This is a genomic window from Roseateles sp., assembly GCF_044373315.1.
Lineage (GTDB): Bacteria > Pseudomonadota > Gammaproteobacteria > Burkholderiales > Burkholderiaceae_C > JACDQM01.
Window position 1 is genome coordinate 46,171 of sequence record NZ_JBILQK010000009.1, and the last position, 13,446, is coordinate 59,616.

General features: G+C 64.6%; 12 protein-coding genes. All 12 read right to left on the bottom strand.

Annotated elements, in window-relative coordinates; genetic code table 11:
- Positions 1-81: 81 nt before the first annotated feature.
- The 12 genes from der to ACIQ67_RS04175 all read right to left on the bottom strand — a co-directional run bounded on the left by der (position 82) and on the right by ACIQ67_RS04175 (position 13,410).
- On the bottom strand, positions 82-1,413 hold the full coding sequence (gene der, locus ACIQ67_RS04120) for a ribosome biogenesis GTPase Der (RefSeq protein WP_397533082.1): 1,332 nt from the start codon (positions 1,411-1,413) through the stop codon (positions 82-84).
- 40 nt (positions 1,414-1,453) lie between these two features.
- On the bottom strand, positions 1,454-2,587 hold the full coding sequence (gene bamB, locus ACIQ67_RS04125) for an outer membrane protein assembly factor BamB (protein WP_397533083.1): 1,134 nt from the start codon (positions 2,585-2,587) through the stop codon (positions 1,454-1,456).
- Positions 2,584-3,264, bottom strand: a complete 681-nt coding sequence (locus tag ACIQ67_RS04130; protein WP_397533084.1) for a tetratricopeptide repeat protein — start codon at positions 3,262-3,264, stop codon at positions 2,584-2,586. The genes bamB and ACIQ67_RS04130 overlap by 4 nt, the downstream gene beginning before the upstream one ends.
- 44 nt (positions 3,265-3,308) lie before the next feature.
- Entirely contained in the window at positions 3,309-4,619 is a 1,311-nt protein-coding gene (gene hisS / locus ACIQ67_RS04135) for a histidine--tRNA ligase (RefSeq protein ID WP_397533085.1), read from the bottom strand.
- 21 nt (positions 4,620-4,640) lie between these two features.
- On the bottom strand, positions 4,641-5,924 hold the full coding sequence (gene ispG / locus ACIQ67_RS04140) for a flavodoxin-dependent (E)-4-hydroxy-3-methylbut-2-enyl-diphosphate synthase (RefSeq protein WP_397533086.1): 1,284 nt from the start codon (positions 5,922-5,924) through the stop codon (positions 4,641-4,643).
- 28 nt (positions 5,925-5,952) lie between these two features.
- Complete coding sequence (locus ACIQ67_RS04145) at positions 5,953-6,846, bottom strand: helix-turn-helix domain-containing protein (RefSeq protein WP_397533087.1); 894 nt, start codon at positions 6,844-6,846, stop codon at positions 5,953-5,955.
- A 10-nt stretch (positions 6,847-6,856) separates the two neighbouring features.
- Positions 6,857-7,666: a type IV pilus biogenesis/stability protein PilW gene (gene pilW, locus ACIQ67_RS04150; protein WP_397533088.1), complete on the bottom strand. Its 810-nt coding sequence runs from the start codon at positions 7,664-7,666 to the stop codon at positions 6,857-6,859.
- A complete protein-coding gene (gene rlmN, locus ACIQ67_RS04155; RefSeq protein ID WP_397533089.1) occupies positions 7,663-8,805 on the bottom strand; it encodes a 23S rRNA (adenine(2503)-C(2))-methyltransferase RlmN in 1,143 nt (380 codons plus the stop codon). The genes pilW and rlmN overlap by 4 nt, the downstream gene beginning before the upstream one ends.
- A gap of 52 nt (positions 8,806-8,857) precedes the next feature.
- The gene (gene ndk, locus ACIQ67_RS04160; RefSeq protein WP_397533090.1) at positions 8,858-9,283 is read right to left on the bottom strand and encodes a nucleoside-diphosphate kinase; all 426 of its coding nucleotides are present in this window, start codon (positions 9,281-9,283) and stop codon (positions 8,858-8,860) included.
- Positions 9,284-9,372: 89 nt separating this feature from the next.
- Complete coding sequence (rluB, locus tag ACIQ67_RS04165; RefSeq protein WP_397533091.1) at positions 9,373-11,358, bottom strand: 23S rRNA pseudouridine(2605) synthase RluB; 1,986 nt, start codon at positions 11,356-11,358, stop codon at positions 9,373-9,375.
- Positions 11,355-12,104, bottom strand: coding sequence for an SMC-Scp complex subunit ScpB (gene scpB, locus ACIQ67_RS04170; protein WP_397533092.1), 750 nt, complete (start codon positions 12,102-12,104; stop codon positions 11,355-11,357). The genes rluB and scpB overlap by 4 nt, the downstream gene beginning before the upstream one ends.
- 292 nt (positions 12,105-12,396) lie before the next feature.
- Entirely contained in the window at positions 12,397-13,410 is a 1,014-nt protein-coding gene (locus ACIQ67_RS04175) for an RluA family pseudouridine synthase (RefSeq protein ID WP_397533093.1), read from the bottom strand.
- Between the last annotated feature and the right edge of the window lie 36 nt (positions 13,411-13,446).

A 13,446-nucleotide genomic window follows, 5' to 3' on the forward strand; every position in this document is an offset into this window, starting at 1 on the left:
GCTCCGTGTTGAGTGAGTGGTTGACTCGGTTTCGGCACCTTAACACAGGGCCATGCGCCCTGCTGCTGCAGGGCTGGGGACTTACTCGTCCTTGAAAGGATTCTTGGAGGAGCGCAATTCGATACGCAGCGGCGTTCCCACCAGCTTGTAGTGGGCGCGGATGCGGGCTTCCAGATAACGCTTGTAGACCTCGGTGACGCCTTCCAGCGAGTTGCCGTGGATCACGACGATGGGCGGGTTCATGCCCCCCTGATGCGCATAACGCAACTTGGGTCGGAAATGCCCGCTGCGCTTGGGCGTCTGGTGCTCGACCGCTTCCTGGATCAGGCGGGTCAGCACTGGCGTGGTCATCTTCTTGTAGGCCGACGCATAGGCATCCGCCATCGCGTTCCACAGCGGGCCCAGGCCTTGGCGCTTAAGCGCCGAGATGTGGTGAACAGGCGCAAACTTCAGGAATGCCAACCGGTGCTCGATGGAACGCGCGAGCTGCTCTCGCTGGTAGCTGTCGATCGCATCCCACTTGTTGATCGCCAGCACGACGGCACGCCCGCTTTCAAGTATGTAGCCAGCGATATGCGCATCCTGATCGGTTACGCCCTGGGTCGCATCCAGCAGCAGCAGCACCACATGGGCATCGGCGATGGCTTGCAAGGTCTTGACCACCGAGAACTTCTCGATCGCCTCGAACACCTTGCCCTTGCGGCGCAGGCCGGCGGTATCGATCAGCTGAAACTTCTGCCCATTGCGCTCGAAATCCACGGCGATCGCGTCGCGCGTGGTTCCAGGCATGTCGAAGGCCACCAGGCGCTCCTCGCCCAGCCAGGTGTTGATCAGCGTGCTCTTGCCCACATTGGGGCGGCCAGCCACCGCCAGCCGGATCACGCCTTCGTGTTCCTCTTCGGCGGGCTCGTTCTCGTCCGACTGAAACGGCTCCAACACCGCCTCCAGCAGGCTGCGAATGCCCTGGCCGTGGGCGGCAGAGACCGGGTGCGGCTCGCCCATACCCAGCTCATGGAACTCGGCCAGCAGCGGCGAGTCGCTCATGCCTTCGGCCTTGTTGACAGCCAGGTGAACGCGCTTGTTGGCCTGGCGCAGATAACGCGCAATGTCCTGATCCTGGCCCGACAGACCGGTCCGCACATCGACGACGAAGATCACCGCATCCGCTTCGGCCACGGCCTGGCGAGTCTGCTTGGCCATTTCCTTGACGATACCGGTGGTGCTGTCCGGCTCGAAACCGCCGGTGTCGACCACGATGAACTCTTGATCACCCTGGCGGCCATCACCGTAGTGACGGTCACGCGTCAGGCCGGCAAAGTCCGCCACGATGGCATCGCGGCTCTTGGTCATCCGGTTGAAGAGCGTGGACTTGCCCACGTTGGGTCGTCCGACCAGGGCGATGACGGGTTTCATGTTCTTATTGTTCTCTCAGGGTCAAGTCAGTGCTGCCGTCTTACTGCGGTCGCATGGCGTAGAGGCCACCCTTGCGCGTAACGACCAGCACCGTGTTGCCGATGGCGACCGGCGCCACGGTGATTTCGGAACCATCGGTGGGCAGGCGCAGCAGGGTCTTGCCACTGTCGCGCGCCAGGAAGTGCACATAGCCTTCGTAGTCGCCAAACACGACGGTGGCGCCTACGACAAGCGGTGCGCTCAACTTGCGCTGCGTGAACTGCTCGGCTGTCCAGGCGACGTCGCCATTGGCGATCTTCCAAGCGCTGATGCGGTCCGAAGCATCGGCGCCGATGACGAACTCCGCATCGCCACTGACACCCTGGCGGCCGGCATTGTTGCGGCTCCAGAGCATCGAGCCACGTTCTGCATTGACACAGCCGACCGCCGACTGGAAGGCGCGGGCACACAGCAGTTCGCCCTGACGGAACATCGGCGCCACCAGGTCGGCCAGACGCTCGACCTCGTTGGTGCCGCGCGGATTGGCCACATTCGCCTCCCAGCGCAGCGTGCCGCGCAGAGGGTCGACACCGGCCAGACGCGGGCCCTGCCCCACCACCAGGGTGTCCTTGTAGGCAGCAATCACACCGGGCTGCGACAAGGTCAGCGGCTCGCCGGGGCGGCGCAGATCCCACAGACGCCGGCCGTCCAGCGCATCGAAGGCCAACACAGCGCGATCAACCGTCAGCACGAACACGCGCTCACCGGCTACCAAAGGCGCCGCGAACACCGGCGAATTCAAAGGCTTGCGCCACAGCGGCTTGCCGGCATCCAGCACCACCAGCTCATTGCCACGCGTGACGACGGCGGCAAAACGGCCATCGCTGCCCACGCCAGCAGCCAGCTTGCCGAGCGGCTCACTGCGCCACAGCACGCTGCCAGTGCCGGCTTGCAAGGCTTGAACCACCCCGTCACCCCCGGCGACGATGAACTGCTCACCCCTCGCCGCCACAGACAGCGGGAAGCCCGGGCTGTCGAGTTGGCTATTCCAGACCACGCGGCCGGCAATCGAGGGCGTGAGAGCTTCAAGCGCCGCGGGCTTGACGGCCGGGCCGCTGCTGAAGATCGAGCAGGCTGACAGAAGCAGCGCGGCGCCAAGGGCGCTCAGCGAATGACGATAGGCAGCAATGCTCACTGTTTGGCTCCCTTGGGCGCAGAAGCGGCTTCGTCCGGCGCGGCAACACCCAGGCTCGCCAGCTTGGCTTCGATCACACGGCGGTAATCAAGCTTGGGTTCCATTGCAGCAAAGGCCTTCTGGTACTCGGCCTTGGCCTGGTCGGGCTTGCCCGTCAGCAGAGCTAGGTCGCCGCGTCGGTCCGCAACCAGCGCCGAAAACTCGACACCCTTGACGCCGTCCAGCGTCTTAGCTGCCTCGTCATACTGCTTAGCATCCGCTTGCAGGCCGGCCAGACGCAGACGGGCGATGTCGCGGTACTCGGATTCGACGGCGTTCTCGGCTGCCCAGCTCAGGCTGGCGCGCGCTGCATCAGCCTGCTCCTTGTCGAGCTGCACCTTGGCTGCCAGCAAGGCAGCCTGCGCGGCATAGGTGGTCCTAGGAAAGCGTTCCTTCAGATCCGCCATCACGCGGCCCGCCTTCTCCGCGTCGCCGGCCTTGACGGCACGGTCCAGCTCGTCATACATCGTGGCGGCCTTGACCGCCTGCTCACGCTGCCAGTACTGCCAGCCGGTCCAGCCAGCAAAGGCCAGCAGGATCAAGGTCAGCAGCCAGGTGATCAGGTTGCCGTAGCGCTTCCAGAAAGCCTTCAGCTGTTCCAGCTGTTCTTGTTCTTCGAGATCGAGATGCGACGCCATGTGAAGCTTTGTGGGCTAGAGGTGTAAGGGGTAAAGAGCCGCGATTATGCGTTGAGCAGCTCGGAGGCCCAGTCGGAAGCCGCATCGATGCGACGGGTGTATTGCGCCGCGCCTTCGTTGCGCAGCGGCTTGATCGAGACCATGCCCTGGGCCAGTTCGTCCTCGCCGAACACCAGGGCATAGGCTGCGCCGCTGGCATCAGCCTTCTTGAACTGGGATTTCATGCTGGACTGGCCCGGATGCAGAATCACGCTGACGCCCGCTGCGCGCAGAACTTCCAGCGCGACCATCACCTGGGGCAAGCCCTGAGCCGAGGGCACGACCGCGTAGGCATCGGGGGCCGGCGCGGCGGGCGCCACGCCCACCTCTTCCAGCAACAGCAACATGCGTTCCATGCCCATACCGAAGCCAACGGCCGGCGTGGGCTTGCCGCCCAATTGCTCGATGAGGCCGTCATAGCGGCCGCCGCCGCAGACCGTCCCCTGGGAACCCAGCTTCTCGGTCACCCACTCGAACACAGTGAGGTTGTAGTAGTCCAGGCCGCGCACCAGGCGCGGGTTGAGGGTGTAGGCAATGCCGGCCGCATCCAGGATGGCGCGCACGCCGTTGAAATGCGCCAGAGAGGCCTCGCCCAGGAAGTCCAGCAGCTTGGGCGCTGCATTGGCCATGTCCTGCAGGGCCGGGTTCTTGGTGTCCAGCACGCGCAGCGGGTTGGTGTACATGCGGCGTTGGCTATCCTCGTCCAGCAGGGCCTTGTGCGCTTCCAGGTGGAGCACCAGGGCCTCGCGGTGGGCGCGGCGCTCCTCGGGCGCACCCAGGCAGTTCAGTTCCAGGCGAACATGTTCGCCGTCCTTAAGGCCCAGTTCGCGCAGCAGACGGCAGCCAAGCAGGATGACCTCGGCGTCCACATCCGGACCGTGGAAGCCCAGGGCCTCCACGCCCATCTGGTGGAACTGGCGGTAGCGCCCCTTCTGCGGCTTCTCGCGGCGGAACATGGGGCCGAAGTAGTAGAGCCGGCGGCCCGAATCGCGCAGGAAGCTGTGCTCGATCATGGCGCGCACCACACCCGCAGTCATCTCGGGGCGCAGGGCCAGATGCTCTGCCTGGCCATGCTTGTCGGCACGGTCCTCGAAGGCATACATCTCCTTCTCGACGATATCGGTCACCTCGCCGATGCCTCGCACGAACAGCGCCGTGGGTTCGACGATGGGCGTGCGCACGTTCTGGTAGCCATAGCGCTGCAGCACCGAGCGCATCTTGGCTTCCAGCCACTCCCAGCGCGCCGAGTCTGGCGGCAGGATGTCGTTCATGCCCTTCACAGCCTGCAAGGGCTGGAGCTTCTTCTGTTCGGTCATTGTTGTTCTTCGCGCTCGGGCTCAGGCAGCTGCGCCACCAAAGCGCTTCTCGATGTAGTTCTCGACCAGCGCGTGGAACTCGCTGGCGATGTTTTCGCCGCGCAGCGTCAGAGCCTTCTCTCCGTCGATGAAGACAGGTGCCGCAGGCGCCTCGCCCGTCCCCGGGAGGCTGATGCCGATGTCGGCATGCTTGCTCTCGCCGGGTCCATTGACGATGCAGCCCATGACTGCGACCTTAAGGTTCTCCACGCCAGGGTATTTGCCGCGCCAGATCGGCATCTGTGCACGCAGGAAATCGTCGATCTGCTTGGCCAACTCCTGGAAGGTGGTGCTGGTGGTGCGCCCGCAGCCTGGGCAGGCCGTCACACTGGGGTTGAAGGCGCGCAGGCCCAGCGACTGCAGGATCTCCAGCGCGACCGCCACTTCCTGGGTGCGTGACTCGCCAGGTTGCGGCGTAAGGGAGACGCGGATAGTGTCGCCAATGCCCTCCTGCAGCAGCACCGCCAGCGCCGTAGCTGAAGCCACCGTGCCTTTGGTACCCATGCCTGCCTCGGTCAGGCCGAGATGAAGCGCGTAATCGCAGCGCTCGTTCAGCGCGCGATAGACCGAGATCAGGTCCTGCACACCGCTGACCTTGCAGCTGATGATGATGTTGTCCGGGTTCATGCCCAGCTCGCGCGCATACTCGGCCGAGCTAAGCGCCGACTGGATCAATGCCTGATACATCACCTGCTGACTATCCCAGGGCTGCTGGCGCTTGGCGTTCTCGTCCATCATCGCGGCGAGCAGCTCCTGATCCAGACTGCCCCAGTTGACGCCGATGCGCACGACCTTGTCGTACTTGATCGCCGCCTCGATCATCTGCGCGAACTGACGGTCCTTCTTGTCGCCCTTGCCCACATTGCCAGGGTTGATGCGGTACTTGGACAGGGCCTGTGCCATGGCCGGATAGTCGGTCAGCAGGCGATGGCCGTTGTAGTGGAAGTCGCCGACCAACGGCACATCGATGCCCATGCGGTCGAGTTGCTCGCGGATGTGCGGCACAGCCTCGGCGGCCTCAGGCGTATTGACAGTTATGCGCACCAACTCCGATCCAGCGATCGCCAGTTCCTTGACCTGGATCGCCGTGCCGATCACGTCCACCGTGTCGGTGTTGGTCATCGATTGCACACGCACCGGGGCGTCGCCACCGATGGTTACGATCCGCGAACCGCAGCGCACGGTGGCCTGACGGCTGCGACGAGCTCCCGGCCGGGCGGCTGCGATCATGTCCAGACCAGCGCGCAAATTGCTGCTCTCACTCATATTCGATCTATTGCTCAGTTGAGAGGGTTCAGTTCAGTTCGATGCGTGCCACATTGTCCTTGGACCGCGCCAGCAGATCGAAGGGCACACCACGCAGCGTCAGCTCAGTGCCGGCCACATTGCCCACGCGCAGCCGGGCCGGAAGGGCGAGCTCAAGTTCAGCCTGTTCTTCGGCGCGCATCAGCTTGGAATACACCACCTGCCCGCGCGCATCAGTCAGCTCCACCCAGGTTTCTGCGCTGGCGCGCAAGCGCACCGGCGCCATGCCAGGCTGCGCCGAGACGGCGACGCCGGATGGTGGCGCCGATGGCGGGGCAGGCGGCACGGTCAGCAGTGGCTGCACCACAGCAACACTGGCAGCGACAGCCGGCGTCACGGCCGTTAGTGGTGGCTGCGCAGCAGCCTGGCTGGCTGGCAGATCGAGCGGCAGCAGCGGCGATGAGGCTTCACTGACCGCCGGCGCTGCACCGCCGAAGGCCGTCCAGCGCTCAGGCAAGAGATAGATCAACAGCGCAGCCAGCAGCAAAAGCAACGGCCCCCAGACCACCGGACGCTTGAAGGCATCGAAGGACATGCCTTCGTCCTGCGTCGGGCGCTCGCGGAAGGGCTGATTCAGACCGTAGGACACCCGTTCCAGCGAACCGCCGCTGCTGGGTGGCAACAAGGCGAGCACCGGCGCCGCATCCACCTTCAGCACGCGGCACATCGCCGTGGCCAAAGCGCGCGCAAAAGTAGCGTCAGGCAGTGCCTGGTAGCGATCAGCCTCCAGGGCCTCCAGCTTCGATTGCGGCACCTTGAGCTGAACCGACAACGCGGCAATGTGCAGGCCTTTGGCCAGACGGGCCTGTTTCAGCAAGGCTCCGGCTGACAGCGCTGCCTTGGGAGCATCGCTGACGCCGGATTCACTCAAGATCGCTGACATCCGCTCCCCTTCATTCATCGTACTGGCCCTTGTCGAGCAGTTCTTTCTCACGCGACTGCGGGAAGCGCTGACGCAGTCGCTGGCTCAGCTCGTCAACGGTTGCGCGATTGCCCATCCGACGCTCAATGCGCAAGCCCAACCACAGGCTTTCCGCGTTGCTCAATTCGGGCTGGTCATTGACGCGTTTAGCGTAGAAGCGCGCACGCTCCAACTGGCCGGCACGGAACAGCACATCCGCCAGGTTGACCGCAATGGCCGGGCTGGCAGGGTCCATCTCGAAGGCGCGCGAGAGCGAGCGCTCAGCCTCGACCGGTCGGCCCGAACGGGCCTCGCACACGCCTTTGGCCAGCAGCGTGCGGCCCATGCCGCGGTACTGTGGCTGCGCAAGCGCAAGATCGAACTGCCCAAAGGCCTCGCTCCAGCGCCGCTGCTGACAGAGGAACCATCCGTAGTTGTGCAGCGTGTCGCCGTCGCGCGGGTAAAGGCTCAGCGTACGCCGAAAACTCTCGTCCGCCAGAGCCATCTCACCCAGGGCCGCGTAGACCAGGCCGCGCAGGTTGAGGGCCTCGCGATAGTCGGGCTTGGCGGCCAGGGACTGCTTGATCTCGTCAAGCGCGGTGTTGTGCTGTCCGCGCGCGAAGTAGCCGGCCGCGAGCTCAACACGCACAGCGGCGCGCCGATCAGCATCGGTCTGGTCGGACGCGGTACGCGGCTCGGAACCGCTGCCTGCCTGCGGACCGGCACATGCCGACAGCAACGCCAGCAAACCGGCACCAGCCAGCAACTGCCACTGAGTGAACCTTTGGCGAAGTGCTCTCATGGACGCGATGTCTCCTTGGCTGGAACAACCGTGCCGCGCCGATGCACCCGCACCGGTGCGCGCACCATGCGCTCGTGAGCGCGGGTTCGGTCCTGCACTTCGCCGGCCAACTGGCCGCAGGCCGCATCGATATCGTCACCGCGCGTCTTGCGCACGGTGGTCACCAACCCGGCCTTGATCAGCACCTCGGCAAACGCCATCACGCGCTCGCGAGAGCTGCGTTTCAGGCCCGAGGCAGGGAAGGGGTTGAAGGGAATCAGGTTCAGCTTGCACGAGACCTTGCCGCGCAGCAGTGCCACCAGTTCCTCGGCCTGCTCCGGCGAATCATTGACGCCGTCGAGCATGCAGTATTCAAAGGTGATGAAGTCGCGCGGCGCCTTGTCCAGATAGCGATTGCAGGCCTCGAGCAACTCGGCAATCGGGTATTTCTTGTTCAGCGGCACCAGCTGATCGCGTAGAGGATCACTCGGTGCATGCAAGGACACCGCCAACGCCACCGGGCAATCGTCACGCAGCCGGTCGATCATGGGCACCACGCCCGAGGTCGACACGGTCACACGCCGGCGCGACAGGCCATAGCCATGGTCGTCCAGCATCACCTTGAGGGCTGGCACCAGCGCTGTGTAGTTCTGCAGCGGCTCACCCATACCCATCATCACCACATTGGTGATCTGGCGTTCGGTGCTCTGGCCGCGCAGTCGCAGGCTGTGCTCGGCATACCAGAGCTGGGCCAGGATCTCCCAAGTCTCGAGGTTGCGGCTAAAGCCCTGGTGGCCGGTGGAGCAGAACCGGCAGCCGACGGCGCAGCCGGCCTGACTGGACACGCAAAGCGTGCCGCGGTCGTCTTCGGGAATGAATACCGCTTCGACGGCATTGCCGGCACCGACGTCGAACAACCATTTGATTGTGCCGTCGGTCGAAACATGTTCGGAGATCACGGGCAGCGCCGCGATATGGGCCTTGTCGCGCAGCTTCTCGCGCAAGGACTTGGCAAGGTCGCTCATCTGATCGAAATCAGCGGCGCCTTTCTGATGGATCCAACGAAACAGCTGGGTGGCGCGAAAACGCTTTTCACCCAGCTGCTCGCAAAACGCAGCCAGGCCTTCCAGATCGAATCCAAGCAGGTTGACTGCGTTCATGGTCTTGCCTCCATCCATGGCCTCATGGCCAGTCACCAGAGGCAGCGCCGACTCAGCGGCTGTAAACGTTCATGCCAGGGAAGAAGAATGCCACTTCAGCTGCGGCGGTCTCGGGAGCGTCCGAGCCGTGCACGGCATTGGCATCGATGCTGTCGGCGAAATCGGCGCGGATGGTGCCTTTTTCGGCCTTCTTCGGGTCGGTAGCGCCCATCAGGTCGCGGTTCTTCAGGATGGCGCTCTCACCCTCCAGCGCCTGGATCATCACCGGGCCGGAGATCATGAAGCTGACCAGATCATTGAAGAAGGGGCGTGCCTTGTGCACGGCGTAGAAAGCTTCCGCTTCACCGCGCGACAGGTGAACCATCTTGGCAGCGACGACCTTCAGGCCGGCGCCTTCAAAACGGGCGTAGATCTGGCCGATCACGTTCTTGGCAACTGCGTCGGGCTTGATGATGGAAAGGGTACGTTCGATAGCCATTTTTTTCTCCTGAAATCTGGGACTTGGCAAAGCTTTAGATTGTAGCGCTTGATGTTGTCAGCCCGGTGTCAAGCCGGACGGTCCGCGCTTCAGCGGCGCCTACCGCCGCCGCGATTGCCACCACCACCACCACCACCACCACCGCCACCGCCACCGCCACCGCCGCCGCCGCTACGTCCGCCACCACCGCTGCGGCCACCGCCACCGCGCCGCACAAAGGCGTCGGCACCGATATAGCCAACCGAGGTCTGCATGGGATCGGGTTCACGCGGGCCATCGCCGGCCTTACGTCCGCCGCCCTTGCCGCCCCGAGCGCCGCCCTGGCCGGCATTGCTGCCGCCCGCGCCAAAACCACTGGGGAAGCCGCGGGACTTTCCGGCAAACCGACGGTCGAAAGTTTGCTCCAGCGGGTTGATGTTATGCGGGATGAAGTCATCGTCCTCATCGTCGCGATCACGCGAGCGTTCCGGCTGGCGCGACTCTGGCGGCCGCTGAGCCGGCTCAGGGCGACTCGGGCGCGGACCGCCGCCCGCGTTGCGCTGCGGCTCATTGCGGCGCTTGTTGCGATCACGCCCTTCCCGATCACCACGCTCACCACCACGCTCCTCGCGCGGCCCGTCGCGACGCGCGTCACCGCCGCCAGCCAGACGACGGATCACCCGCACATCAGCCTCATCCAACTCGACCCAGACGCCACGCTTGAGGCCACGAGGCAGAACGACTGTGCCGTAGCGAATTCGGATCAAGCGGCTGACCGCCAGGCCGACCGCATCAAAGAGCTTGCGCACTTCGCGATTGCGGCCTTCGGTGATGACCACGCGATACCAATGGTTGGCACCTTCGCCACCGCCATCCTCGATGCTCTTGAAGCCAGCCTTTTGGCCGTCAATCATCACACCATCCAGCAGACGCGCCTTCTGCTCGCTGTCCAGTGTGCCCAGCACACGCACCGCGTACTCGCGCTCCACGCCAAAGCGTGGATGCATCAGCTGGTTGGCCAACTCTCCGGAGTTAGTGAAGAGCAGCAGACCCTCGGTATTCAGGTCAAGGCGGCCCACTGACTGCCATTTGCCCGGATGCAGCTTGGGCAAACGGCGGAACACCGTCGGACGACCTTCCGGATCGTTGAAGGTCACCACCTCGCCGGTCGGCTTGTGATAGGCCAGGATGCGCGGAGCCGGTGGCGAGATCCGCACGCGGATCTGCTTGCCATTGACATGCACCCGGTCGCCGAAGGAGATGCGCTGGCCGATATGCGCCACCTCGCCATTCACCTCGATCTTGCCCTCGGCAATCATTTCCTCGATATCGCGTCGCGAGCCCACGCCAGCTTGCGCCAACACCTTCTGCAGCTTGGGCGCGTCTGGCTCAGGAGCCAGCACGCGCTTGTTGTCCTGCTCCGCAGCATCAGCCACGGGCTCCTCATCGGAGCCATCGAACTCGCCAGCCAGCAGTTGCGCAAAACGCTCACCCGCCTCAGCCTGCACCTGCTCCGTCGAGACGCCCTCAACGGCACGCGGCTCACGTGCCTCGCGGGGCTGCTCACCAACCTCGCCGTCGCCGCGACCACGCCGACCACGACGGCGATTGCGCCCACCACGCGACTCACGCTCACCATCATCGCCCTCGACCTGCTCCGCACCCGCGACCGCATCCGAAGCTACGGTGTCAGCCTGTGCATCGGCCGCGCTCCCGACCTGCGGCAGCTCCAGAGGCGCCACCACAACAGCCGGCACGGCTGCCGACGTTTCAACAGGCGTTGCGGCTGCAGCCGTCTTGCGAGGCGCACGACGCTTGGGCTCAAGCGGCGCAGCAGCCGGCAAGTCGCCACCATCGGTGGACAGCGCAGGTTCGGCCTCCGCTGCTGCGGCCTTGGCCGCGGTCTTGCGGGGTGCGCGTGGCTTCACCGGCTTGGCCTCAGCAAGCGCCGCCTCACCGGCGGCGGACTCGAGAGCCGGGCCGGCCTCAACAGCGTCTGCGGACTTCGCGCGCGCCGGGCTGCGGCGACGCTTGGGGGCGGCCGCAGCCTCTTCGGTCTGCGGAGCGTCCTTGGGATCAGTGGTATCGGAATTCATGCGTCAGCTTGCACCTTCTGGCTAGCGGGAGACTCGGAAGCCGGCTCAGCCGGCTGAGATGCGTCGTCGAGGTCAGGCGAGGACGCATTCGGTAGTGGGGACGGGTCGGATGCGTGGCCATCAGCAGACTGCTCGATCGCGCCAGCACCAACTTCATCAGTGGAAGACTCACTGTCAACAAGCGGCAAGCCCTGCTGCTTGTCCAGCAACTGAACCAACTCGGGCGAGGCATCGCCGCCTTGCCCCAGCTCGGGGAGTTGCTCAAGGCTTGCCAAGCCCAGATCATCAAGAAACTGGCGCGTCGTCGCATACAAGGCCGGGCGGCCCGGCGCCTCACGGTGGCCGATCACATCGATCCACCCCCGGTCCTCCAACTGCTTGACGATCTGCGTCGACACCACCACGCCGCGGATGTCTTCGATATCACCGCGCGTCACCGGCTGCCGATACGCGATGATGGCCAAGGTTTCGAGCACGGCACGCGAGTAGCGCTGAGGCTTTTCCGGATGCAAACGGTCCAGAAACTCGCGCAGCTCGGGGCGACTCTGAAAGCGCCAACCGGAAGCCAGCGCGACCAACTCGACGCCACGCCCGTCCCAGTCGCGAACGAGCTCATCAAGCAAGCTGCGCACGCTGTCAGCGCCGAGCCCATCGGCGAACAGTGTGCGCATGTCGCGCAGCGTCAAAGGCTGCTGGGCGCAAATCAGCGCGGTCTCGAGGACGCGCTTTGCATCCTGTGTATTCATCGACTGCTGTCAGCTGGCCTGCCAGTCGGGCAAGCGGTTCAGGGTTCGCTGATACGTCAGCGGGCTGTTCGGATCTGTACGGAGCACGGGGCCACTTCCTGCGGCCGCCCTTCCTGCGGCGGCCTCTGGGCGCCGGCACCAGAGAGCTCGGCGCATTGCCTGCCTGGCAGCAGCTGCCCCTCACGGGGCCCACGAAACCAGGACAGCAACAGAAACTTGCGCCTTCCGCCCAAAGGGCTCAAACCTTCCGAGCGCAGCAGTCAAGATTCTGAGTTGGCGGATTGTAACCCGCTCAAGCGGCAAGGCCACCAATCGGTGGCAAGGGAAAGCCCGCCCTGCTCCAGGCCTGGGTCAAATCCCGTGGCATCGGTGCATCGAAGCTCAGGGAGCGCTCATCGATCGGATGGGCGAAGCTCAGGCGCGCCGCATGCAAGGCTTGGCGCTCCAGTCCCAGAGCCATGGCGCCACCGTACAGGCTGTCCGAAACCAGCGGGTAGCCACGGCTAGCCAGATGGACCCGGATCTGATGAGTCCGGCCGCTGTGCAGCACGCAGTGAACCGCACTGTAAGCGCGCTCTTCGAGCAGCGCCTCACCCAGCATGAATACATCGGTGCGCGATGGCTTGCCACTGGCGATCACCGCCATCTTGATGCGCGACGCCGGGTCGCGGCGAAGCGGCGCATCGATCACCAGCTCAGCCGGCACCCGGCCATGCGTTAGCGCCAGATACTCACGATGCACTTCTCGCGCAGCGATCATCCGACTGAGCGCTGTGACGGCCTCCAGCGTCTTGCCCACCACCATCAGGCCTGACGTGTACTTATCGAGCCGATGCACGATGCCAGCACGCGGCAGCGTCGCAGCGGTGGCGTGGTGGGCAAGCAGACCGTTGAGCACGGTGCCCGACCAATTGCCGGCTGCAGGATGCACGACCATGCCTGCGACCTTGTTCAGCACCAGCAGAGCCTCGTCCTCGTAAACGATGTCCAGGGGCAGCGACTCCGCACGAAAGGCACGGCTTTCCTCAGTGGGCTGCAACTCAATTTCGACTTCCTGACCGGCCTGAAGCTTGCGCGCGGCCGTGGTCATCGCCACGCCGTTGATACGCACGCAGCCGCGCTCGATCAAGCCCTGCAGGTGGTTCCGCGAGAACTCTGGCGCGAGTTCCACCAGCCACTTGTCCAGGCGTTGCGCATGCCCCGCGGCCTCCACCCGCCCCTGGCGAACCTCCGCCTGCTCAAGCTCGCGATCCATCTCGGCATCCGCACCCGTCACACCATCCTGGCCACACACCGGCTCAACCATATAATCCTGACTCCGTTTTCAGCTGAAGCTCGGTGC

What these genes read in the sequence shown, in the direction of transcription:
- der (WP_397533082.1), bottom strand. Translation starts at nt 1,413, where the DNA reads ATGAAACCCGTCATCGCCCTGGTCGGACGACCCAACGTGGGCAAGTCC.
- ACIQ67_RS04130 (WP_397533084.1), bottom strand. Translation starts at nt 3,264, where the DNA reads ATGGCGTCGCATCTCGATCTCGAAGAACAAGAACAGCTGGAACAGCTG.
- hisS (WP_397533085.1), bottom strand. Translation starts at nt 4,619, where the DNA reads ATGACCGAACAGAAGAAGCTCCAGCCCTTGCAGGCTGTGAAGGGCATG.
- ispG (WP_397533086.1), bottom strand. Translation starts at nt 5,924, where the DNA reads ATGAGTGAGAGCAGCAATTTGCGCGCTGGTCTGGACATGATCGCAGCC.
- ACIQ67_RS04145 (WP_397533087.1), bottom strand. Translation starts at nt 6,846, where the DNA reads ATGTCAGCGATCTTGAGTGAATCCGGCGTCAGCGATGCTCCCAAGGCA.
- pilW (WP_397533088.1), bottom strand. Translation starts at nt 7,666, where the DNA reads ATGAGAGCACTTCGCCAAAGGTTCACTCAGTGGCAGTTGCTGGCTGGT.
- rlmN (WP_397533089.1), bottom strand. Translation starts at nt 8,805, where the DNA reads ATGAACGCAGTCAACCTGCTTGGATTCGATCTGGAAGGCCTGGCTGCG.
- ndk (WP_397533090.1), bottom strand. Translation starts at nt 9,283, where the DNA reads ATGGCTATCGAACGTACCCTTTCCATCATCAAGCCCGACGCAGTTGCC.
- rluB (WP_397533091.1), bottom strand. Translation starts at nt 11,358, where the DNA reads ATGAATTCCGATACCACTGATCCCAAGGACGCTCCGCAGACCGAAGAG.
- scpB (WP_397533092.1), bottom strand. Translation starts at nt 12,104, where the DNA reads ATGAATACACAGGATGCAAAGCGCGTCCTCGAGACCGCGCTGATTTGC.
- ACIQ67_RS04175 (WP_397533093.1), bottom strand. Translation starts at nt 13,410, where the DNA reads ATGGTTGAGCCGGTGTGTGGCCAGGATGGTGTGACGGGTGCGGATGCC.